Raw genomic sequence first — 22247 nt, forward strand, 5'->3', positions numbered from 1 at the left:
AGTACCGGACGACCTTCGGCGACGAGTTCAGCTCGAAGAACCCGTTCGCCACCGGGCAGGTCGCGATGAGCATGGACGGCGAGTGGCGGGCCGCCGCACTGGCCGACGACAAGCCGTCCTTCGAGTGGGCGACCGCGCCGTTCCCGGTGCCGGACGAGCTGGCCGCCACCTACGGCCGCGGCTACCAGACCGGCACCATCATCGGCGTCGCCAACGGCTCCAAGAAGCGCACCGCGGCCTGGGAGTTCGTCAAGTACCTGACCACCGACACCGATGCGGTGGTGTCCTTCGCCAACGCGATCCACAACGTGCCGAGCACGCTGGCCGCACTGGACTCGCCAAAGCTGCAGGCCGACGCCAACGCCAGGACCTTCCTGGACATCGCCCGCAACCCGAACTCCTCGACCACCCCGGCCAGCGTCAACGGCGGCGCCTACCAGATCTCGCTGCAGAACTTCAGCTTCGAGGTCGAGTCCGGCCGGCAGACCGACCTGAAGGCGGGCCTCACGGCCACCGCCAAGGAGATCGACGCCGCGGTCGACCAGGCGAAGAAGTGACGGGCGCGCCATGGCACTCGTGAGCTCCCCCGTCCCGCCGGCGCTGCGGGCCAAGCGCCGGCGGGAGGCGGCCAGGACGCTGGCGTTCCTGTCCCCGTGGCTGATCGGGTTCGGGGTCTTCTTCCTGTACCCGCTGGTCTCGACGGCCTACTTCTCGTTCATGCACTACGACGGGTTCCGCGCGCCGACCTTCTCCGGCCTGCGGAACTGGGAGTACGTCCTCACCACGTACCCGTCGTTCTGGACCGGCCTCGGCAACACCCTGTGGCTGGTCGTGGTGATGGTCGGCCTGCGGGTGGTGTTCGGCCTCGGCATCGGGATGCTGATCACCAAGGTGAAGTCCGGCGCGGGGTTCTTCCGCACCGCCTTCTACCTGCCGTACCTGGCCCCGCCGGTGGCCGCCACCATGGCGTTCGCGTTCCTGCTGAACCCGGGCACCGGCCCGGTCAACCACCTGCTGGGCGAACTTGGCCTGCCGCAGCCGGGCTGGTTCAACGACCCCGCCTGGTCGAAGCCGGCGCTGACGCTGCTGGCCGTGTGGGGCATCGGCGACCTGATGGTGATCTTCATGGCGGCGCTGCTGGACGTCCCCAAGGAGCAGTACGAGGCGGCCCAGCTCGACGGCGCGAGCGCCTTCCAGCGGTTCCGGTACGTCACCCTGCCGAACATCTCGCCGATCGTGATGTTCGCGGTGGTCACCGGGGTGATCCAGACCATGCAGTACTACACGCAGGCGATCGTCGCCGGGAAGGTCGCCTCCGGCGTGATCGGCGGCTCCGGGCAGCAGTTCGAGCCCGGCTACCCGTCCGGCTCCACCTGGACGCTGCCGCAGATGGTCTACAACCTCGCCTTCCACCAGTCCGACTACGGCTCGGCCTGCGTCGTCGCGGTCGTCCTGTTCGCCCTGTCGATGGCGTTCACCTCGCTCCTGCTGCGCCGCAGGTCCGGCTTCCTGGCGGAGGACTGATCCCCGATGACCCTCGCCCCCGCCCTGCCGCGCGAGGCCGCCGCCCCGGCCCCCGCCGCCGCCCGCACCGCCCGCCGCCGGGCCGCCCTGCACTGGGTGGCCGTGCACGCGCTGGCGATCGCCGCCGCGCTGTTCTTCCTGCTGCCGTTCGTGTTCCTGTTCCTCACCTCGGTGATGACGGACCACCAGGCGCTCACCTCCGACCTGTGGCCGACCCACTGGCAGTGGTCGAACTTCTCGAAGGTGTGGCACACCCCCGGCTTCCTCACCTGGTGGCGCAACACCCTGCTGTACGCGGCGGCCGGCACCGCGCTGACCGTCGTCTCCAGCCTGCCGGTGGCGTACGCGCTCGCCAAGTTCCGCTTCCGGGGCCGCAACCTGGCCCTGATGGCGGTGGTGTCGATGATGATGCTGCCGCCGCAGGTCACGATCATCCCGATGTACCTGTTCTGGGCCAAGCAGCTGCACCTGACCGGATCGCTGTGGCCGCTGATCGTCCCGATGGCGTTCGGCGACGCGTTCTCGATCTTCCTGCTGCGGCAGTTCCTGCTGACCATTCCCCGGGAGTACCTGGAGGCCGCCCGGATCGACGGCTGCGGCGAACTGCGCACCCTGCTGCGGGTGGTGCTGCCGATGGCGAGACCCGCCGTCGCCGCCGTCGCGCTGTTCCAGTTCTTCTACTGCTGGAACGACTACTTCGGCCCGCAGATCTACGCCAGCGAGAACCCCGGTGCCTGGACGCTGAGTTACGGCCTGGAGTCCTTCAAGAGCGCCCACCACACCAACTGGAACCTCACCATGGCGGCCACGCTGCTGGTGATGGCGCCGGTGATCGTTCTGTTCTTCTTCGCGCAACGCGCCTTCATCGAAGGCGTCACACTGACAGGGGTCAAGGGCTGATGTCCGCACTGAAGTTGGCAATCGTCGGCGGCGGTTCCACCTACACGCCGGAGTTGATCGACGGGTTCGCGCGGCTGCGCGACACCCTGCCGATCGGCGAACTCGTGCTGATAGACCCGGCCGTGGACCGCCTGGAGCTGATCGCCGGCCTGGCCCGCCGGATCTTCGCCAAGCAGGGCCACGACGCCGTCGTCTCCACCGCCACCGACGTCACCGCCGGCGTGCAGGGCGCCGACGCGGTACTGCTGCAGCTGCGGGTCGGCGGGCAGGCGGCCCGCAACCAGGACGAGACCTGGCCGCTGGAGTGCGGCTGCGTCGGCCAGGAGACCACCGGCGCCGGCGGCCTCGCCAAGGCGCTGCGCACCGTCCCCGTGGTGCTGGACATCGCCGAGCAGGTCCGCCGCACCAACCCGGACGCCTGGATCGTCGACTTCACCAACCCGGTCGGCATCGTCACCCGCGCCCTGCAGACCGCCGGCCACAAGGCCGTCGGCCTGTGCAACGTGGCGATCGGCTTCCAGCGGAAGTTCGCCGCCCACCTGGGCGTCGACCCGGAGCTGGTCCGCCTGGACCACGTCGGCCTGAACCACCTCACCTGGGAGCGCGGCGTCACCCTGCTCGACGCCCCGAACGCCGCCGGCGGCCGCGAGGTGCTGCCGCAGCTGCTCGCCGAGCACGGCGCGGCGATCGCCGCCGACCTGCACCTGCCCGAGCCGGTGATCCGGCGGCTCGGCGTCGTCCCGTCCTACTACCTGCGCTACTTCTACCAGCACGACCTGGTGGTGGAGGAGCTCAAGGTCAAGGGCTCGCGGGCCGCCGAGGTCGCCGCCATCGAGGCGCAGCTGCTGGAGATGTACGCCGACCCGGCGCTCGACACCAAGCCCGAGCTGCTCGGCAAGCGCGGCGGCGCGTTCTACTCGGAGGCCGCCGTCCAACTGATCGCCTCGCTGCTCGGCACCGACGGCCGCACCACCGTGCAGGTGGTCAACACCCGCAACGACGGGGTGCTGCCGTTCCTGCCCGACGACGCGGTGATCGAGGTCCCGGCCGAGGTCGACGCCGCCGGCGTGCGCCCGCTGCCGCAGCGTCCCGTCGAGCCGCTGTACGCCGGCCTGATCGCCAACGTCACGGCGTACGAGCACCTGGCGCTGGACGCCGCCCTGCGCGGCGGCCGCGACCGGGTCTTCGACGCGCTGCTCGCCCACCCGCTGGTCGGCCAGCTGGAACTCGCCGAGCAGCTCACCGACCGGCTGCTCGCGCACAACCGCGACCACCTGAGCTGGGCGTGACCGCCGGCATGAGAACGACCAGTACCGACAGGCACCACCACGGGGAGACCGGCCGATGAGCCACGTCGCACACCTGCCCGGCGTCCTCGCGATAGACGCCGGCAACAGCAAGACCGACCTCGCCCTGGTCGGCGCCGACGGGCAGATCCTCGGCACCGCCCGCGGCGGCGGCTTCCAGCCGCAGCACACCGGCTTCGAGGCCGCGGTCGCCGCGCTCGCCCCGTTGGTCGAGGACGTCGCCCGGCAGGCCGGCGTCCCGCTGCGGCCCGGCGGGCGGCCGCTGACCAGCCACGTCAGCGCCTGCCTGGCCAACGCCGACCTGCCCGTCGAGGAGCAGCGGCTGCACGAGGCGATCACCGCGCACGGCTGGGCGCCGTCCGTGCACGTCGCCAACGACACCTTCGGCCTGCTGCGGGCCGGCACCGACGGGCCGCTCGGCGTGGCCGTGGTGTGCGGGGCCGGCATCAACTGCGTCGGCCTGCGGCCCGACGGGCGCACCGCCCGCTGGCCCGCGCTCGGCAAGCTCACCGGCGACTGGGGCGGCGGCGGCGGACTCGCCGACGCCGCGATGTGGTACGCCGCCCGGGCCGAGGACGGGCGGGGCGAGCCCACCCTGCTCTCCCCGATGATCGGCGCGCACTTCGGCCTGGCCGGGGCCAACGCCGTCGCCGAGGCCGTGCACCTCGGGCAGCTCGCCCTGCCCCGGCTGCACGAGGTCTCCCAGGTGCTGTTCCGGGCCGCCGAGGCCGGCGACCCGATCGCGCTGTCGCTGGTCGACCGGCAGGCCGACGAGATCGTCCGGTTCGCCACCATCGCGCTGACCCGGCTCGACCTGCTCGACCGGCCCGTCCCGGTGGTCCTCGGCGGCGGTGTGCTCGCCTCCCGGCACCCGCTGCTGATCGACAACCTGACGGCCCGGCTGGCCGCCGCCGCCCCGCTCGCCGAACCGCGGATCGTGGTCGCCCCGCCGGTCCTCGGCGCGGCCCTGCTCGGCCTCGACCACCTCGACGCCGACCCGGCCGCCCACCACCGGCTGCGCGCCGCCTACCCCACCGTCCACCCGGTGGCGGTCTGACGCGCCGTCGACCGCCGGTGGGAGCAGGAAGCTTTCTGCTCCCACCGGCGGCGTTCTGCGTCCCGGGATCCGGGGCTTGACCTTCACCTTCGGGGAAGGCCCAGCATCGGGGGTGCCGGACACCGGTCCGGCACGAGGAGGCGGGGATGGAGCTGCTGACCATCGGAGCGTTCGCCCGGGCGGCCCGGCTGTCGCCGAAGGCGCTGCGCCTGTACGACGAACTGGGGCTGCTGCGGCCCGCCCACGTGGACCCGGTGACTGGCTACCGGCGCTACGAGCCGGGACAGTTGGAGCAGGCCCGGCTGGTGCTGTGGCTGCGCCGACTCGGCCTGCCGCTGGCCCGGATCCGGCTGGTGCTCGGCCTGGAGCCCGCCCGGGCGGCCGAGGAGGTCGCCCGGTACTGGCAGTCGGTGCTGGCCGAGACCGAGGCCCGCCGGGAGCTCGCCGCCCTCCTCGTCGACCACCTCTCGGGGAAGGCCACCACCATGACGAACCATCCGACGACGGGCGCCCTGCGCATCCGGTACGCGGCACGGACGGACGCGGGCCTGGTCCGTGCACGCAACGACGACACGGCCTACGCCGACGCCGGGCTGATCGCCGTCGCCGACGGCATGGGCCCGCAGGGGGGCGGCGGCCCGGCCGGCGCCGCCGCGATCGAGGCGCTGAAGGAACTCCGGCTGCCCGCCGGTGAGTTGCTGAACGTCCTGGAGGAGGCGGTGGCCCGGATCGACGCCAGGGTCGGCGAGGCCTCGGACCTCCCGGAGGTGGGGACCACGCTGACCGCGATGCTGTGGTCGGAGCCGCAGCTCGCCCTGGTGCACATCGGCGACTCCCGCGCGTACCTGCTGCGCGGCGGCGAACTGTTCCAGATCACCCACGACCACACCCTGGTGCAGTCGATGGTCGACGACGGCCGCCTGACCCTGGCGGAGGCCGACTCGCACCCGCAACGCGCCCTGCTGGTCCGGGCGTTGACGGGCTCGGGCGACAACCGGCCCGACGTGTCGCTGCACACCGCCCGCGCGGGCGACCGCTACCTGCTCTGCTCGGACGGCCTGTCCCGGTGGGTCGCCGACGACGCCCTGCACACCGTGCTGAGCACCGTCGCCGCGCCGGAGCAGGCGGTGCAGCAGCTGATCGCGGCGGCCAACCGGGCGGGCGGGCCGGACAACATCGCCTGCGCGGTCGCGGACGTCGTGATCGACGAGTGACCGGCCGATCCGCGCGGGCGGATGCGGCTCCGCGCAGCTGACGGCACGTCATGACAGGGACGGGTTCCGGTACGTGTCTCGATTGGGGAAAATCTCGACGACCTGCGCAGGATGCCCCGTTCTGTCCGTTGAACGGCACCGCGCGGGGCCGCTAGCGTCGCGCACTCACAGCGTGTCCGACGGGGGTGCGCGGGGAGACCGGGAGCCGACGCCAGATGGCGATCCGTAAGTCCACCATGCAGGAGCAGGTCGCCGCGGCGATCGCCGCCATCGAGCCGAACGACCGCCCGGTGGTGACCTTCCACACCATTTCGGGCCCGAGCCCGTGGCTGATGAGCCAGCTCGGCCTGATCGGCCAGCTGTTCGTGAAGTACTACTTCGTCACCCTGACCCACCGGGTCGTCACCGTGCACCGCGCCTCCCGGATGAGCAACCGTCCGCAGGAGCTGGTGCACGTGATCCCGCTGGACCAGGCCCGCGCGGCGATCACCGACGTCAACCGCGCCACCCTGTGGAGCTCGCTGAAGTTCCAGTTCCCGGGCGAGCCGAAGCCGACCCGCCTGAACATCGGCCGCTACTGGCGCAACGAGCTGGACACCTTCGTCAACGGCCTGTTCGGCGGCGGCCCGGCCGTCCCGCCGCAGGGCCAGCCGGCCTACAACCCGTACCAGGCCTGATCCGACGCCGAAGCGCCCGCCCGGAGATCCGGACGGGCGCTTCGCGTTCGACGGTCCGTCAGCGCAGGTGCGCGGCGGCCCACTCGGCGAGCAGCCGGGCGCAGCCGTCCACGGACTCCTGCCAGCTGAACTCGGCGCCGTCGCCGGCCTCGTCGCTGACGTGCTTGACCAGGCGGACGGGCAGCTCGGCGCGGCGGGCGACGGTGGCGAGCGCGTAGCCCTCCATGTCCACCAGGTCGGCGGTGCGGGCGAGCCGGTCGCGGTCGGCGTCGGAGGAGACGAACCGGTCGCCGGTGGCGAGCACCGGCCCGTCGGCGGCGAGGTCGATCGGGCCGTCCAGCGGGCGGCCGACGAGCTGCTCCAGCAGCGGGGTGTCCAGGTCGTGCTGGAGCACCCGGCCGATCTCGTGGGTGCCGGCCAGGCCGGGCCGCAGCGCCCCGGCGGTGCCCAGGTTGACCACCTCGGACGGCCGCGCGCCGCCCGCCAGCACGGTGGCCAGCGCAGCCGCCGCGTTGACCTTCCCCATGCCGGTCAGCAGCACCGGCAGTCCGGCGTCCAGGTGCGCGGCCTCCTCGGGCAGCGCGAGGACGAGCAGGGGGCGGTCGGGGGTCACGGTTCCGATCAGGCGCATGGCGTCCAGCTTACGAGGGGCGGAACCGCCCGATGCCGAACGGGCGTCGCAGCGGGCGCGGACCGCACGCCGTCCGGACGGACACGAAGAGATCAACTCCCGCTCAACTCGGGTGTGGTGGCGGCCGCGGACCGCCATACTGCGGGATGACGGGGGACGTCGGACGGGGAGGTCGGACGGTGGCAGCACCGGCAGTGGCACAGCAGCAGGCGGGCGCGGTCGCACCGCCCGCGGCCCGGGGACCGGGGCCGGTGGCGCGGCTGCGCCGGGCGGCGGCCACCCCGCCGGGGCGGCTGCGCGCGGCGGGCGCGGTACTGGCCGCACTGGTGCTGCTGTTCGGCGCGGTCGCGGTGTGGCAGTCCGCACACCGCTCCCGGGCGGCCGGGCAGGTGGTGTCGGTCGGCGGCCCGCTCAGCCAGGACGCCGCCGAGATCTACCGCCGGCTGGCGGACGCCGACGCGACCGCCGCCGCCGGATTCCTGCTGGCCGGCAACGAGCCCGCCGAGGTCCGCGCCCGCTACCAGGACGACCTGGCGACCGCCGCCCGGCTGCTGGCCGAGGCCGCGGGCCGCAGCGGCGACTCGGCCGAGTCGCAGTCCGCGCTGGCCGAGCTCAACCGGCAACTGCCGCGCTACGCGGGCCTGGTGGAGACCGCCCGGGCGGTCGACCGGCAGGGCCTGCCGCTCGGCGGGGCCTACCTGCGGTACGCCTCCGACCTGATGCAGGGCACCGTCCTGCCGCAGGCGCAGCGCCTGGCCGACGCCGAATCGGCCGGCCTGGACGCCGACTACCGCACCGCCGGGGCCGTCCCGTGGACGGCGCTGGCGCTCGGCGCACTGGCCCTGGCCGCGCTGGTCCGCCAGCAGGTGCTGCTGTTCCGGCGCACCAACCGGGTGTTCAACCTCGGGCTGCTCGGCGGTTCGCTGGCGGTGCTGGCCGCGCTGGGGTGGCTGCTGGCGGGCACCCTGACGGCGGGCGACGACCTGGCGGGCAGCCGCACGTACGGCACCCGGCCGCTGCGGGAGCTGGACCAGGTGCGGATCAAGGCGCTCCAGGCGCACACCGCGGAGAACCTCGACCTGGTGGCCCGCGGCGCCAGCGACAAGTACACCAAGCAGTGGGACGGCCTGGTCGCCGCGCTCGACGCCGACGTGCGCACCCCCGGTTCGGTCACCCGGCTGGTGGCCGGCGCGGATCCTGCGACGACCGGCCCGCTGACCGACGCCGACAGCGCGTACCGGCAGTGGCAGGACCGGCACAAGGACGCCGCCGCGAAGAACTCGGCCGGCGACTACGAGGCCGCGCTGCAACGGACGTTGACCGCGGGCGGCGCCGACACCGCGGACGCCGCGTTCCGGGCCGCCGACGCGAAGTGGGCGGCCGCCGCGCAGACCGAGCAGGACGCGTTCGCCCGCGAGGCGGGCGGCGTGGACGGCGTGCTGGCCGGGCAGGCGGTGGCCGCCGGCGTGCTGTCCGTGCTGGGCGCGGCCGCCGTGCTGCGCGGCATCGGCCGCCGACTGGCCGAGTACCGATAGGAGGGGACGAGGGATGCGCACGGCAAGGTCACGTTTCCTGGTGGCGGCGGCAGTGCTCGCGGCCGGGGTGCTCGGCACCGGCAGCGCCGACGGCGCGGGCGGGCCCGCCCCGCGGGCCGCGCTCGAAGCACCGGCAGCCCCCGCGGCGCCCGCCGACACCTGTGACCCGACGGATTCGCTGCCGCCCCGGCAGACCGTCGGGGCGAAGATCGCCAAGATCCGCGAGCGCGGCACGCTGATCGTCGGCGTCGACCAGAACAGCTATCACTGGGGGTTCCGCAACCCGCAGACCGGCCGGATCGAGGGCTTCGACCTCGACCTGGCGCACGCCCTCGCCAAGTCGCTGCTCGGCGACCCCGACCGGATCACCCTGAAGACCGTGCCGACCCCCCGCCGGGTCGAGGCGGTGAAGAACGGCGAGGTCGACCTGATCGCCCGCACCATGACCATCACCTGCGAGCGCAAGAAGGACATCGCCTTCTCCGTCCCGTACTTCCGGGTCGCCCAGCGGGCGGTGGTGCCGAAGGCCGCGCACGCGACGACGCTGGACGGCGCGCTGAAGGGCAAGCGGGCGTGCGTGGCGCAGACCTCCTCCTCGGAGGCCGAGCTGAAGCGCAACCCGCACGGCACCGTCTCGGTGCTCGCCCTGGAGAGCCAGCTGGACTGCCTGGTGCGGATGCAACTCGGCGAGGTGGACGCCACTTTGACGGACATCGAGCTGGCCGCCGCCCAGGTCGCCCAGGACCCGATGGTGGAGATGGTCGGCGAGCCGTTCCTGCCCGCGTACATGGGGGTGGCGATGAACCAGAACGACACCGACCTGATCGCCTGGGTCAACCAGGTGCTGGCCGACCGGCAGGCCGACGGCAGCTGGCGGGCGTCCTACGACCACTGGCTGCGCGACACCATGGGGGCCCCGGACCCGTACCTGCCGTGACCCGCCCGGCGCGACGTCGGGGGACCGCCGTCCGCACCGCACCGGGCGTCGGGGAGACTTGCCGCCGACGGGCCGACGCCCCGTCACCGCATGCGTGGCCGAGAGGAGGAACCGCGATGGCCGGAGGGACCCGCCCGGTGATGAACCGTGAGCAGGTGGACCGGGCGCTGGCGCAGCTGGGCGCCGAGCGCGACGCGGTCGAGGCGGCACTGCTGGCGCTCCAGGACCACCCCGGGCTGCGGCTGCTGACCGGCGCCGAACTGTCCGGGCGCACCCGGGAGCGCTGGGCGGTCGCCGAGGGCGGCATGGCCCTGCTGTGGGCGCTGTTCGACCGGTACGCGGAGGCGCTCGCCTCGGCCCGCGCGGTCCGCTCGCGCCGCACCCGGCCCACCGCCGCCGAACTCGCCGAGCTCGGCGAACTGCTCTCCGGCCGCGCGGTCGCCGTCTCCGGCGGCCGGCTCCCCGAGGCGGCCGGTCAACTCGGCGTGCCCGCCCGACTGGTGGAGCGCGTCACGCTGACCGAGCTGCTGGAGCGGATGAACGGCTGGTACGCCGTGGTGGTCGAAGTGGTCAGCGCGGTCGACGCGGTGTGGTCGGCGCTGCCCGCCCGGATCGACCTGCTGCTCGCCGAACTCGGCCGGGTGCAGATGCTCGCGCTCTCCGTCGGCGTGCGCTCCGGCGCGCACCCGCTGGCCGACGATCTCGACCAGCTGGCCGGGCAGTTGACGGCGCTCCGGGCCGAGGTGGTGGCCGACCCGCTGTCCCTGTGGCGGCCGAGCCGGGTCCCCGCACAGCGCGGCCGGGGCGCCGAGAACGCCGCCTGGGCCTCCCCCACCGGCGCGGTCGACACCGCCGACTTCGACCGGCTGGGCCGCGCCCTGGACGACGTCCGGGTCGAGCTGGAAGGGCTGCTGCGGCTGCGCGACGAGTCCCACGAACGCCTCCAGCAGGTCGCCGACCTGCTCCAGCGCGCCGACCTGACGCTCGCCGAGGCCCGGCGGGCCCGCGGCGAGGTGCTGGCGAAGATCGCCGCCACCGAGGTGCCCGCCGTGCCCGGCCCGGCGTCCGCGCTGCGCGAGGCGATCGGGCAGGCCGTCGACTACCAGCAGACCGGCCAGTGGCACCGGCTCGGCCCGCTGCTGGACGCCCTGGAGAACGCCGCCGCCAAGGAGCTCGGCCGGGCCCGGCAGGCGCTCACCGAGGTCGCCCAGCCGCTCGCCGTCCGGGCCGAGCTGCGCGGCCGGCTGGAGGCGTACAAGGCGATGGCCGCCCGGCTCGGCCTGGCCGAGGACCCCGAGGTGGTCGAACGCTTCGAGAAGGCCCGCTGGCTGCTCTGGAGCGCCCCCTGCGACCTGCGGGCCGGCGCCGAGGCCGTCGCCCGCTTCCAGCAGGCGCTGCGCGCACCGGAACGGCAGCCCGCACCGCAGACCGAGGACAGTGCCGAGGGGGAGGAAACCGATGGCTGAGGCGTGCGCCCGTCCGGGCTGCGACGGCGAGATCGACGGCGACGGCTACTGCACCGAGTGCGGGCTGGCCCCGGCCGCCACGGGCACCGCGGCGTCGTCGGCGTCCGTGGCCTCGGCGGCATCCGTGACATCCGTCGCGTCCACGGCGTCCGCAGCCTGCGGCCGGGCCGGCTGCGACGGCGAGATCGACGCCGACGGCTACTGCACCGAGTGCGGACTCGCCCGCACCACCGCCGCCGCGCCCGTCCCCGTCCCCGCCCCGCGCGCGGCCCCCGCCGTCGGCGGGCCGTGCGGCCGCCCCGACTGCCCCGGCGAGATCGACGCCGACGGCTTCTGCACCGAGTGCGGCCTGGCCCCCGCCACCACCGCCGGCACCGCCACGGCCCCGGCCCCGGCGTCCACGGCGTCCGCCTCCTCGCCGCGCACCTCCTCCGGCCGCTCCGTCTCGGTGCGCGGCTCCCGGAGCGGCACCGGCGCCAGTGGCCGGCGCGGCAACCTCGGCGCGGGCCTGGTCACGGTGCCGCCGGTGCCGACCGCCGACCCGTCGAAGGCCGTGCTGACGGACCCGCAGGTCCCCGAGAACCGTCGGTTCTGCTCGCGCTGCGACCACCCGGTGGGCCGGGAGAAGAACGGCGTCCCCGGCCGCCCCGAGGGCTTCTGCACCAAGTGCGGCACCCCGTACTCGTTCACCCCGAAGCTGGTGCGCGGCGACCTGGTCGGCGGCCAGTACGAGGTGATGGGCTGCCTGGCGCACGGCGGGCTCGGCTGGATCTACCTGGCGGTCGACCGCCGGGTCAACGACCGCTGGGTCGTGCTCAAGGGCCTGCTGGACAGTGGCGACGAGGACGCGCTGGCGGTGGCGATCGCCGAGCGCCGCTTCCTGGCCGAGGTCGACCACCCGAACATCGTCCGGATCATCAACTTCGTCGAGCACCCCGACGCCCGCACGGCCGCCGCCGACGGCTACATCGTGATGGAGTACGTCGGCGGCAAGTCGCTCAAGGACATCGCCGCCGAACGCCGCACCCCGGACGGCCGGCGGGCGCCGCTGCCGGTCGAGCAGGCCGTCGCGTACGCGCTGGAGGCGCTGCCCGCGCTCGGCCACCTGCACGCCCGCGGGCTGGTGTACTGCGACTTCAAGCCCGACAACGTGATCCAGTCGGACGACACCCTGAAGCTGATCGACCTGGGCGCGGTGCGCCGGCACGACGACGACGGGCCGATCTACGGCACGGTCGGCTACCAGGCCCCGGAGATCGCCACCGACGGGCCCTCCCCGGCCTCCGACCTGTACACCGTGGGCCGCACGCTGGCCGTGCTGACCCTCGACTTCCCCGGCTGGACCGACCGCCGGCGGCACGAACTGCCGGGCCCGGACGAGGCCGAGCTGCTCGCCCGCCACGAGTCCTTCCACCGCTTCCTGCTGCGCGCCACCGACCCGGACCCGGCCCGCCGGTTCGCCTCCGCCGAGGAGATGGCCGGCCAGCTCACCGGCGTGCTGCGCGAGGTGCTGAGCCTCCAGGACGGTCGGCCCCGGCCCGCCGTCTCCACCCTGTTCGGCCCGGAACTGCGGGTCGTGGACCCCGAGTTCGGCGAGCAGCCGACGGACGCCCGGGCCGCCGCGCTGGCCCTGCCCGCGCCACTGGTCGACCCGGCCGACCCCAACGCCGGCTTCCTGTCCGCGCTGCCCGCCGCCGACCCCGCCGAGGCTCTCACCGCACTGCGCGCGGCCGGCGCCGACTCCCCCGAGCTGCGACTACGGGTCGTGCGCGCCTACCTGGAACTCGCCGACGACGACACCGCCGGCCAGGCGCTGGCCGCCCTGGAGACCGAACACCCCGGCGACTGGCGGGTGGTGTGGTACCGCGGGCTGGCCGCGCTCGCCGCCGGCCGGGCCGAGGCCGCCGCGGAGGCCTTCGACGCCGTGTACGACGCCTTCCCGGGCGAGGCCGCGCCCAAGCTGGCGCTCGCGGTCTGCGCCGAACTGCTCGACGACACCGGGCGGGCCGCCGCCCACTACGGGCTGGTCGGCGGCGCCGACCGGTCGTTCGTCGGCGCCGCGTTCGGACTGGCCCGGGTCCGGCTGCGGGCCGGCGACCGGCCGGGCGCGGTCGCCGCGCTGGAGTCGGTGCCGGAGAGCTCCACGCACCACACCGCGGCCCGGATCGGCGCGGTCCGCGCCCGGCTGCGCGGCCGCGCCGCGACCGAGGCGCTGGCCGCCGAACTCGCCGACAGTTCCGCCCAGCTGACGGCCCTCGCGCTGGACGCCCGACGACGTGCGGAACTCGCCGCCGAGGTGCTGGAGACGGCCCTCGACTGGGTGCTCGCCGGGGCCGCGGGGAAGCCCGCCACGCTGACCGTGCTGGGACATCCCGCCGCGGAACGGGAACTGCGGCTCGCCCTGGAACACTCCTACCGGGTGTTGGCTCGGTTGACCGACCGTGCCGAGAAAAGGATCGAGTGGGTGGAACGGGCCAACCGGGCCCGCCCCCGGACGTGGGTGTGAACATGCCGCAGCAGACCGAGTGCCCGACCTGTGCCGAACCGCTGGGGCCCCAGGACGCCTTCTGCGGGGCCTGCGGCACTGCCCTGACCGGGCCGCCGACCCTCCGCGACCTGCCGGTGGTGCCCAGCTGCCCGAACTGCGGCTCCACCGAGCTCGCCGACGGCTGGTGCCAGGGCTGCGGGCACGCCCAGCCCCGCGCCCGCGACCACCAGGAACGCGAGGTGACGGGCGTCGCCGCGGTCTCCGACCGCGGCCTGCGCCACCACCGCAACGAGGACGCGTTCGGCGTCGCCACCGCCGAGGCCCCGGACGGCACGCCCGCCGTGGTCGCCGTGGTCTGCGACGGCGTCTCCTCCTCCGCCCGCCCCGACGAGGCGTCCGCCACCGCCGTCACCGCCGCCACCGACTCGCTGCTCGCCGCACTGCAGGCCGGCCGCGACCCCGGCCAGGCCATGCGGGAGGCGATCGGCGCCGCCAACCGGGCCGTCACCGCGCTCGCCCACGACGGCACCCCCGCCGAACCTGGCCGCCACAACAACGCGCCCGCCTGCACCTACGTCAGCGCGGTCAGCGCCGCCGGCCTGGTCACCATCGGCTGGGTCGGCGACACCCGTGCCTACTGGATCCCCGACGACCGGGAGTCCGCCGAGCCGTACCGCCTCACCGAGGACGACTCCTGGGCGGCCCGGATGGTCGCCGCCCGGCTGATGGACGAGGCCGAGGCGTACGCCGACCCGCGCGCCCACGCCATCACCGGCTGGCTCGGCGCCGACGCCGAGGACCTCGACCCGCACACCGTCAGCTTCACCCCGCACGTCCCCGGGGTGCTGCTGATCTGCACCGACGGCCTGTGGAACTACGCCGAGGCCGCCACCGACCTGGCGTTCTTCGTCCGCGCCGACGCCCGCACCGAACCGCTGGCCGCCGCCCGGGCGCTGGTCGGCTTCGCCGTCGAACGCGGCGGGCACGACAACATCACCGTCGCCGTGCTGCCGATCGACCCGCCGGTCGCCGCCGCCGCCCACGACGCCACCCTGCTCGACGTCCCGCTGCCGCGCGCCGCCGAGGAGGACGCCACCGTGCCGCTGCGCCGGGCCGCCGAACCGGCCGCGAACTGACCCTCCCGCCGGTCGGCTCCCGATCTCCCGCCGATCTCCCCACCACCGTCCGATTCCGGACCGTCCGACTTCTGATCGTCCGACTTTCCGACTTCCGACCGTCCGACAGGAGCCCACCGCATGGCCTCGTTGTCCAAGCCCGGCACGCCGAGATTCGACGTCGACGTCTTCCAGAACGAGTACCTGGCCCAGGGATCCCGGGAGGTCAACGCGATCGTCACGGTGACCGCGACCGGCGGCGGCACCTCGGGCGGCCGGCCGCTCGGCGCGGCCGCCGGGACGGACGCCGCCGTGGTGCTGGTGATCGACTGCTCCGGCTCGATGGAGCACCCGAACACCAAGATGCGGCACGCCCGGGAGGCCACCGCCGCCGCCATCGACACGCTGCGCGACGGCGTCGCGTTCGCCGTGGTGGCCGGTACCCACGAGGCCGTCGACGTCTTCCCCGGCAACGGCCGGCTCGCCGTCGTCGACCAGTACACCCGCGGCCACGCCAAGGAGGCGCTGCGCCGCCTCAAGCCGTCCGGCGGCACCGCGATCGGCACCTGGATCAGCAAGGCCCGGCAGCTGTTCGACTCGCGCCCGCAGGCGTCGATCCGGCACGCCGTCCTGCTCACCGACGGCCGCAACGAGCACGAGAAGCCCGCCGACCTGCAGCGCGCCCTGGACGCGGCGACCGGCGCCTTCACCGCCGACTGCCGGGGCGTCGGCACCGATTGGGACGTCGCCGAACTGCGGAAGATATCCTCCGCGCTGCTCGGCACCGTCGACATCGTCGCCGAACCCTCCGGCCTCGCCGAGGCCTTCCGCGCCATGATGGCCGACGCCATGGACAAGCAGGTCGCCGACGTGGCGCTGCGGGTGTGGACGCCCGCCAACGCGCAGGTGAAGTTCGTCAAGCAGGTCGCACCCGCCGTCGAGGACCTCACCGCGCGCCGCGCCGCGGCCGGGCCGCGGGCCGGGGACTACCCGACCGGGTCGTGGGGCGACGAGTCCCGCGACTACCACGTGTGCGTGGAGGTCCCGGCCGCCGCCGTCGGCAACGAGATGCTGGCCGCCCGGGTCAGCCTGGTGCTGCCGCAGCCCGACGGCACCGCCGAGGTGCTCGGCCAGGGCCTGGTGCGCGCCGTGTGGACCGACGACCTGGCCTCCTCGACCCGGATCAACTCCCAGGTCGCGCACTACACCGGCCAGGCCGAACTCGCCGAGTCGATCCGCGACGGCATGGAGGCCCACCGGGCCGGTGACCTGGACCGCGCCACCGCCAAACTCGGCGCCGCCGTCCGCCTCGCCCACGCGGGCGGCAACGAGGGCACGCTCAAGCTGCTGCAGAAGGTGGTGGACGTGGTCGACGCCAGGGAGGGTACCGTTCGGTTCCGTAAGAACGTGAGCGAGGCCGACTCGATGACACTCGAGACCCGATCGACCAAGACCGTACGCGTGAAGAAGTGAGCCGGACACCCGCCGGACCCGAACCTGCTGGAGTGTGGGGGACCTGATGCCGATCTGCCCTAGGGGACACGAGTCTCAGGCCGAGGACTGGTGCGACTACTGCGGATTCCCGATGACCCCGCCGCCCGGACTGGCGATCCCCGGATTCCCGTCCGCGCCGGCCCAGCCCGGCGGCCCCGGCGCGCCTGCCGCGCCGCAGGCCCCGTACGGCGGCGGGTATCCGCCGGCCGGCCCGGGCGGCACCCCGCCGTCCGGCACCCCGGCCGGGGGCGGCGGCTACTTCGAGCCGCGCCGCCCCGCCACCCCGGCGGGCGGCACCCCGATCGCCCCGGCCCCCGCCCCCGGCCCCGGCGCACCCGCGACGCCCGGACCGTACGGCGCACCGTCGGCGGCCCCCGCCGCGGCGGCGGCCACCTGCCCGATCTGCCGCAGCCCGCAGACCGGCCGGTACTGCGAGGAGTGCGGGTACGACTACAACCTGGCCACCTCGGCCCGCCCGCCGGGCGGCCCCGCCCCGGCCGGGCACCAGCCGCCGCCCGCTCCGCAGCCCGTCGGCGGCCCGCACGGCCGCCCCGAGCCGGGCCGGGCCCCGCAGGCCCCACCGGCCGCGCAGCACGGCTACGGCTTCCCGCCGCCGGCCGCGCCCGCCGGGTTCGAGCCGTCCGGATTCGAGCCGTCCGCGTTCGAACCGGCCGCACCCGCGCCGGCCGGCTTCGAGCGGCCGACGCCGTTCGAGCGGCCGCAGCAGCCGTTCGAGCCGCAGTCCCCGTACGAGCGGCCGGGCTACCAGCAGCCCGCGCCCGGCTACCCGGCCGCCCCGGGCGGACCGGGCGGACCGGCCGCGCCGTCGTTCGACAAGCAGCCGCCGGCGGCCTTCCCGGACGGCGACTACGAGCGCCCCGGCCCGGTCTACGCCGAGCCGTCCGGCCCGCAGCAGGGGCACCAGCAGGGGCACCAGCAGCGTCCCCCGCAGCAGAGCGACGACGACTTCGGCACCTCGTTCCGGCTGACCCCGCCCGGGCAGCAGGGGCACGGCCGGCCGCCGGCCGCCGCTCCGCAGCGCACCAGCTGGTTCGCCGTGGTGGCCGCCGACCACGACTACTTCGCCGACATGATGGCGCGCAGCGGCCCGGAGGCGGCCGGGCTGGCCTTCCCGCCGTACACCCCGGAGCGGCGGATCCCGCTGACCGGCCGGGGCCAGCTGCGGATCGGCCGGCGCAGCCAGCAGCGCGGCACCGTGCCGGAGATCGACCTGTCGGTCTCCCCGGAGGACCCGGGCGCCTCGCACCAGCACGCCCTGCTGGCCGAGCAGCCGGACGGCGGCTGGGTGGTGGTCGACCAGGACTCCACCAACGGCACCACCCTCAACGGCGGCCCGGACACCCTTCCGCCGCACACCGCGATCCCGCTGAACGACGGCGACCGCATCCACATCGGCGCCTGGACCACCATCACGGTGCACCGGGCCTGACCGCACGTCAGCAGGGCCTCGGCCCTGACGGCATGTCATCGCCGCTCCGGCGGCGGGGCGTTCACCGCTCCCGCCGCCGGTCGCCGGTGTGCGCGACCCATCACCGAACGATCAAAAATTCACACCAAAGTGTTCGTCGGCGCCTCGCGCACCCCCTACGCTTCGCCCCATGACTGAAGCAATAACCGCGGACGGGATCCGGAAGCGGTACGGGGACGTCCAGGCTGTCGACGGAGTGTCGCTCTCCGTCAGCACTGGCGAGTTCTACGGCCTGCTCGGGCCGAACGGGGCCGGCAAGACCACCACACTGGAGATCCTGGAGGGCATCCGGGAGGCCGACGAGGGCCGGGTCGAGCTGCTCGGCATGTCGCCGTGGCCGCGCAACGCCAAGCTGCTGCCGCGCATCGGCGTGCAGTTCCAGGCGTCGGCGTTCTTCAACAAGCTGAGCGCGCGCGAGACCATCCGCACCTTCGCCTCCTTCTACGGCATCGGCCCGAAGGCCGCCGACGCGATGCTGGAGCGGGTCGGCCTGACCGAATCCGCCGGCGTGCTGACCGACAAGATGTCCGGCGGCCAGGCCCAGCGCCTGTCCATCGCCTGTGCCTTGGTGCACGACCCGGAGCTGGTGTTCCTCGACGAGCCGACCACCGGCCTCGACCCGCAGGCCCGCCGCAACCTGTGGGACCTGCTGCGCGACATCAACGCCGAGGGCCGCACGGTCGTCCTCACCACCCACTACCTGGACGAGGCGGAGATCCTCTGCGACCGCGTCTCGGTGATGGACCACGGCAAGGTGCTGAAGACCGGCGCACCCGCCGCCCTGGTCCGCGAGATCGACGACACCGTCCGGATCCGGGTGGAATCCGGAATGCTGACCGTCGACCGGGCCCGTGACCTGCTCACCGCCGCGGGCGCCGCGTTCAGCAACCTGGAGGACGACGGCACCACCCTGGCCCTGTCGACCCACGCGCCCGGGCCGGTGCTCTCCATGCTGGCCGAGGAGAACGCGCTGCGCGGCCTCGAGGTCCGCGGCGCCACCCTGGAGGACGTCTTCCTCCAGCTGACCGGACGGGAGTACCGGGCATGACCGCCACCGACCAGGCCCGCACCTCCCCCGCCGTCGACGGCGGACGGGAGAAGGCCAACGCCTTCGTCGGACTGTCCCGGGTCATGCTGCTCGGCTTCGTCCGCGACAAGGGCACCCTGTTCTTCACGCTGGCGCTGCCGCTGATGTTCCTGGTGCTGTTCGGCGTCCTCTACAAGGGCGGCGGCACCTCGCACGTCAAGGTCGCCGAAGTCGGCCAGGTCAAGCTGCTCGACCAGCTGAAGGACCAGAAGGACGGCCCGCTGTCCGTCCTGGAGATCACCACCTTCACCGACGAGAACGCCGCGCTCGCCAAGGTCAAGAAGGGCGAGCTCGACGGCCTGGTGTCCGAGGGCCCCGACGGCAAGGTGGTGCTCCGCTTCAGCCAGGCCGACCAGGTCAAGGCCGGCACCGTGCAGGGCATCGTGAACTCCCTGGTGCAGACCGCCAACCAGCTGTCCTCGCACGCCACCCCGGCGTACACCCTGGACGCCTCCAAGGTCGAGGACGACTCCACAAAGCCGATCCAGTACCTGACGCCCGGCCTGCTCGCCTACGCGGTCTCCATGGGCGCCGTCTACGGCGCCTCGTTCACCCTGGTGACCTGGCGCAAGAAGCGGGTGCTGCGCCGCCTGCGGCTGGCGCCCATCTCGGCGGGCACCATCGTCGCCGCCCGGGTGGTGGTCAGCGTGATCGTGGCGCTCGCCCAGACCGCGCTGTTCCTCGCGGTCGCGCAGCTCGACTTCTTCGGCCTCAAGCTCACCGGCAACTGGTGGCTGGTGATCCCACTGGTGATCTGCGCCACCCTGGCCTTCATGTCGATCGGCCTGCTCACCGGCTCGCTGGCGAAGTCCGAGGAATCGGCGAACGGCATGAACCAGCTGATCATCCTGCCGATGTCCTTCCTCGGCGGCGCGTTCATCCCGCTGGACTTCGCGCCGAGCTGGCTGCAGGACGTCTCCAGGGCCCTGCCGCTGCGCTACCTGATCAACCCCGCCAAGTCGGTGCTCAGCCAGGGCGGCGGCATCGCCGATGCGCTGCCCGGCATGGGCATCCTGCTGGGCTTCACGGTGGTGCTGAGCGCCATCGCCTGGCGCTTCTTCAACTGGGACGACGCGTAGCCGTCCGTACCCTCCCCGCGACAGGGGTCGTACACCGAAAGTCCCGGTGTACGGCCCCTGTCGGCGTCTGCGACCATGGACGGGTGACTGACACCGGGCGCGACACCGCACACGAGGAGACCGTGCAGACGACGGCGGCGGAGGAGGAGCGGAGCTTCTACGACCGCGTCGGCGGCGAGCAGACCTTCCGCCGGCTGGTCCACTTCTTCTACCAGGGCGTCGCCCAGGACGAGTTGCTGCGCCCGATGTACCCGGAGGAGGACCTCGGCCCCGCCGAGGAGCGCTTCGCGCTGTTCCTGATGCAGTACTGGGGCGGCCCGCGCACCTACAGCGATCGCCGCGGCCACCCGCGCCTGCGGATGCGGCACGTCCCGTTCCAGGTCGACCGGGCCGCCCACGACGCCTGGCTGCGGCACATGCGCACCGCCCTCGACCGGCTCGCGCTGCCCGCCGAGGACGACCGCGAGCTGTGGAACTACATGACGTACGCCGCCGCCGCGATGATCAACACGGCGGGCTGAGACCTTCCCGTGCCTAGCGCAGCGGGCTGAGGCCCAGGCCCGCGCCCGGTGCGCCGCCGGCCCGCAGCGCGACCGAGCCGGCGGGGGCGTCCAGCCGCAGCCAGGGGCCGGCCCGGTGCGCCTGCAGCGGGGCGCCGGGCCGCAGGAAGCCGATCGCGTGGGCGGCGTGCGCGACCCGCAGCGGCAGGCCCTCGACGGCGCCCAGCGGCCGGGACCAGATCTCGTCCGCCAGCGCGTCCACCACCTCCCGGCTCCGGTGGTGCTCCGGCACCTCGGCGGTGCGCCGCTTGAACTCGGCGACGGCGGCGCGCACTTCGTCCATCACCAGGTCGACCGGCGGCTGCCCGAGCGGCTGCCAGCCGGAGCGCGGCGGCAGCAGGCCCGCCCAGGACGGGCCGGTGACCGGGGCGGGCAGCGCCAGGCGGGCGCCAGGCTCGTCCACGGACTCCAGCAACTGCCCGGCGGAGACGGTCAGATCGGCCGCCGCCACCTCGCCGGCCAGCCGGACGGTGCGCAGCGCGAGCACCGCGGACCCGCCCAGCGGCAGCCGCCCGAACACGGCCAGCACCCCGCCGCCGTCCGCGCCCGGCACCGCCTGCAGCCGGACCGCGGCGGCCCGGTCGAAGCGGAGCAGCCGGCCCAGGAAGGCTGCCAGGTCGGCGGCCTCGCCCTGGTCGGCGAGGTCGAGGCGGGGGTTCGCGGTCACCGGGGTTCAGCTCGATTCGTCAGTGCGGCGGTCTCGGTGCGACGTCGGCAGAGGCCGGTCAGACGGCGGCGGGCTGCTCGTCCATGAAGCGGGCGAGGAACTCGCGCTCCACCGGGCTGATCCGGCGCGGGCGGCCCTCGGCCAGGTTGTAGGGGACGACCACGGTCGAGGCGGTGACGTAGACCGTCTCGGTGCCGTCCTCGGCGACGTCCTTGATCTCGTAGGAGACGGTCAGCGAGGCTCCGCCGATCTTCGTCACCCAGGTCTCGATGGTGACCGGCTCGGGGCGGTGCACCAGCGGGCGCTTGTAGTCGATCTCGTGGCGCGCCACCACGGACCCGCCCGCGAACTCCCCGGCGCCGGCCTCGGCGGCCTGGGTGAACATGAAGTCGATCCGGGCCTCCTCCAGGTAGCGCAGGAAGACCACGTTGTTGACGTGACCGAAGGCGTCCATGTCCGACCACCGCAGGGGGCAGGCGTAGATGTGACGTGCCACGGTGTTCTCCTCAGATCAGGTGTGCCCGCAGGAAGCCTACGGGCCGCGGCCCGGCAGTCCGCCCCGAGGGGGTGGGCTGCCGGGCCGCCGGTGCGTCCGCGGATCAGCCGCGGGTGAGCTTCTTGTAGGTCGCGCGGTGCGGGCGGGCCGCATCGGCGCCCAGGCGCTCGATCTTGTTCTTCTCGTAGGACTCGAAGTTGCCCTCGAACCAGAACCACTTGCTGTCGCCCTCGTAGGCGAGGATGTGGGTGGCCACTCGGTCCAGGAACCAGCGGTCGTGGGAGATGACCACGGCGCAGCCGGGGAACTCCAGCAGCGCGTTCTCCAGCGAGGACAGCGTCTCGACGTCGAGGTCGTTGGTCGGCTCGTCGAGGAGCAGCAGGTTGCCGCCCTGCTTGAGGGTCAGCGCCAGGTTCAGGCGGTTGCGCTCGCCGCCGGACAGCACGCCGGCCGGCTTCTGCTGGTCCGGGCCCTTGAAGCCGAACGCGGAGACGTAGGCGCGGGACGGCATCTCGACCTGGCCG

The 22247-nt window shown here is 74.1% G+C and carries 21 protein-coding genes; 17 read left to right on the plus strand and 4 right to left on the minus strand.

Features of this window, described 5'->3' with window-relative positions:
• The 7 genes from IEZ12_RS39450 to IEZ12_RS31580 form a co-directional block, all read left to right on the plus strand.
• Nucleotides 1-557, plus strand: a 557-nt coding sequence (locus IEZ12_RS39450) for an extracellular solute-binding protein (RefSeq protein WP_229848395.1), incomplete at its 5' end; no start/stop codon positions are given.
• Nucleotides 558-567: 10 nt separating this feature from the next.
• Nucleotides 568-1524, plus strand: a complete 957-nt coding sequence (locus IEZ12_RS31555; RefSeq protein ID WP_043909945.1) for a carbohydrate ABC transporter permease — start codon at nt 568-570, stop codon at nt 1522-1524.
• Between the two features lie 6 nt (nt 1525-1530).
• On the plus strand, nt 1531-2424 hold the full coding sequence (locus IEZ12_RS31560; RefSeq protein WP_189276942.1) for a carbohydrate ABC transporter permease: 894 nt from the start codon (nt 1531-1533) through the stop codon (nt 2422-2424).
• Nucleotides 2425-2432: 8 nt separating this feature from the next.
• Entirely contained in the window at nt 2433-3713 is a 1281-nt protein-coding gene (locus tag IEZ12_RS31565; RefSeq protein WP_444542899.1) for a 6-phospho-beta-glucosidase, read from the plus strand.
• 55 nt (nt 3714-3768) lie between these two features.
• Nucleotides 3769-4788, plus strand: coding sequence for an N-acetylglucosamine kinase (locus IEZ12_RS31570; RefSeq protein ID WP_189276946.1), 1020 nt, complete (start codon nt 3769-3771; stop codon nt 4786-4788).
• Nucleotides 4789-4934: 146 nt separating this feature from the next.
• Complete coding sequence (locus IEZ12_RS31575; protein WP_189276948.1) at nt 4935-6002, plus strand: MerR family transcriptional regulator; 1068 nt, start codon at nt 4935-4937, stop codon at nt 6000-6002.
• 215 nt (nt 6003-6217) lie between these two features.
• Entirely contained in the window at nt 6218-6679 is a 462-nt protein-coding gene (locus IEZ12_RS31580) for a hypothetical protein (protein ID WP_052509180.1), read from the plus strand.
• Between the two features lie 58 nt (nt 6680-6737).
• On the opposite strand, the gene IEZ12_RS31585 is transcribed toward IEZ12_RS31580, so the two are convergent.
• A complete protein-coding gene (locus IEZ12_RS31585) occupies nt 6738-7310 on the minus strand; it encodes a nucleosidase (protein WP_189276950.1) in 573 nt (190 codons plus the stop codon).
• 179 nt (nt 7311-7489) lie between these two features.
• Here IEZ12_RS31585 and IEZ12_RS31590 point away from each other — a divergent pair, with 179 nt between their 5' ends.
• From IEZ12_RS31590 to IEZ12_RS31635, 10 genes are all read left to right on the plus strand, one after another.
• Entirely contained in the window at nt 7490-8845 is a 1356-nt protein-coding gene (locus IEZ12_RS31590) for a GlnX family signal transduction membrane protein (protein WP_229848396.1), read from the plus strand.
• 13 nt (nt 8846-8858) lie between these two features.
• On the plus strand, nt 8859-9782 hold the full coding sequence (locus IEZ12_RS31595; protein ID WP_100589654.1) for a glutamate ABC transporter substrate-binding protein: 924 nt from the start codon (nt 8859-8861) through the stop codon (nt 9780-9782).
• 116 nt (nt 9783-9898) lie between these two features.
• Nucleotides 9899-11248: a hypothetical protein gene (locus tag IEZ12_RS31600; RefSeq protein ID WP_229848397.1), complete on the plus strand. Its 1350-nt coding sequence runs from the start codon at nt 9899-9901 to the stop codon at nt 11246-11248.
• Complete coding sequence (locus IEZ12_RS31605) at nt 11241-13754, plus strand: serine/threonine-protein kinase (protein WP_189276951.1); 2514 nt, start codon at nt 11241-11243, stop codon at nt 13752-13754. Before IEZ12_RS31600 ends, IEZ12_RS31605 begins: the two co-directional genes overlap by 8 nt.
• Nucleotides 13755-13756: 2 nt before the next feature.
• Nucleotides 13757-14872, plus strand: coding sequence for a PP2C family protein-serine/threonine phosphatase (locus IEZ12_RS31610; RefSeq protein ID WP_189276953.1), 1116 nt, complete (start codon nt 13757-13759; stop codon nt 14870-14872).
• 120 nt (nt 14873-14992) lie between these two features.
• Nucleotides 14993-16324, plus strand: coding sequence for a vWA domain-containing protein (locus tag IEZ12_RS31615; RefSeq protein ID WP_189276955.1), 1332 nt, complete (start codon nt 14993-14995; stop codon nt 16322-16324).
• 112 nt (nt 16325-16436) lie between these two features.
• Nucleotides 16437-17795 (plus strand): FHA domain-containing protein, encoded by a 1359-nt coding sequence (locus IEZ12_RS40445; RefSeq protein WP_308431100.1) that lies wholly within the window; start codon nt 16437-16439, stop codon nt 17793-17795.
• A 169-nt stretch (nt 17796-17964) separates the two neighbouring features.
• Nucleotides 17965-18882: an ABC transporter ATP-binding protein gene (locus IEZ12_RS31625; protein WP_189276958.1), complete on the plus strand. Its 918-nt coding sequence runs from the start codon at nt 17965-17967 to the stop codon at nt 18880-18882.
• Complete coding sequence (locus IEZ12_RS31630) at nt 18879-20000, plus strand: ABC transporter permease (protein WP_189276959.1); 1122 nt, start codon at nt 18879-18881, stop codon at nt 19998-20000. Before IEZ12_RS31625 ends, IEZ12_RS31630 begins: the two co-directional genes overlap by 4 nt.
• Nucleotides 20001-20083: 83 nt before the next feature.
• Nucleotides 20084-20521 carry a globin gene (locus IEZ12_RS31635; protein ID WP_373295552.1) on the plus strand — a complete coding sequence of 146 codons (438 nt, stop codon included), beginning with the start codon at nt 20084-20086 and terminating at the stop codon, nt 20519-20521.
• Between the two features lie 13 nt (nt 20522-20534).
• Here IEZ12_RS31635 and IEZ12_RS31640 read toward each other — a convergent pair whose 3' ends face one another.
• The 3 genes from IEZ12_RS31640 to IEZ12_RS39470 all read right to left on the minus strand — a co-directional run.
• Nucleotides 20535-21227: a DUF8010 domain-containing protein gene (locus IEZ12_RS31640; protein WP_189276961.1), complete on the minus strand. Its 693-nt coding sequence runs from the start codon at nt 21225-21227 to the stop codon at nt 20535-20537.
• Between the two features lie 58 nt (nt 21228-21285).
• Complete coding sequence (locus IEZ12_RS31645) at nt 21286-21723, minus strand: acyl-CoA thioesterase (protein WP_083462158.1); 438 nt, start codon at nt 21721-21723, stop codon at nt 21286-21288.
• A gap of 103 nt (nt 21724-21826) precedes the next feature.
• Nucleotides 21827-22247, minus strand: a 421-nt coding sequence (locus IEZ12_RS39470) for an ATP-binding cassette domain-containing protein (RefSeq protein ID WP_229848398.1), incomplete at its 5' end; no start/stop codon positions are given.

The sequence above is a fragment of the Kitasatospora griseola genome (assembly GCF_014648555.1).
Taxonomy (GTDB): Bacteria; Actinomycetota; Actinomycetes; order Streptomycetales; family Streptomycetaceae; genus Kitasatospora; species Kitasatospora griseola.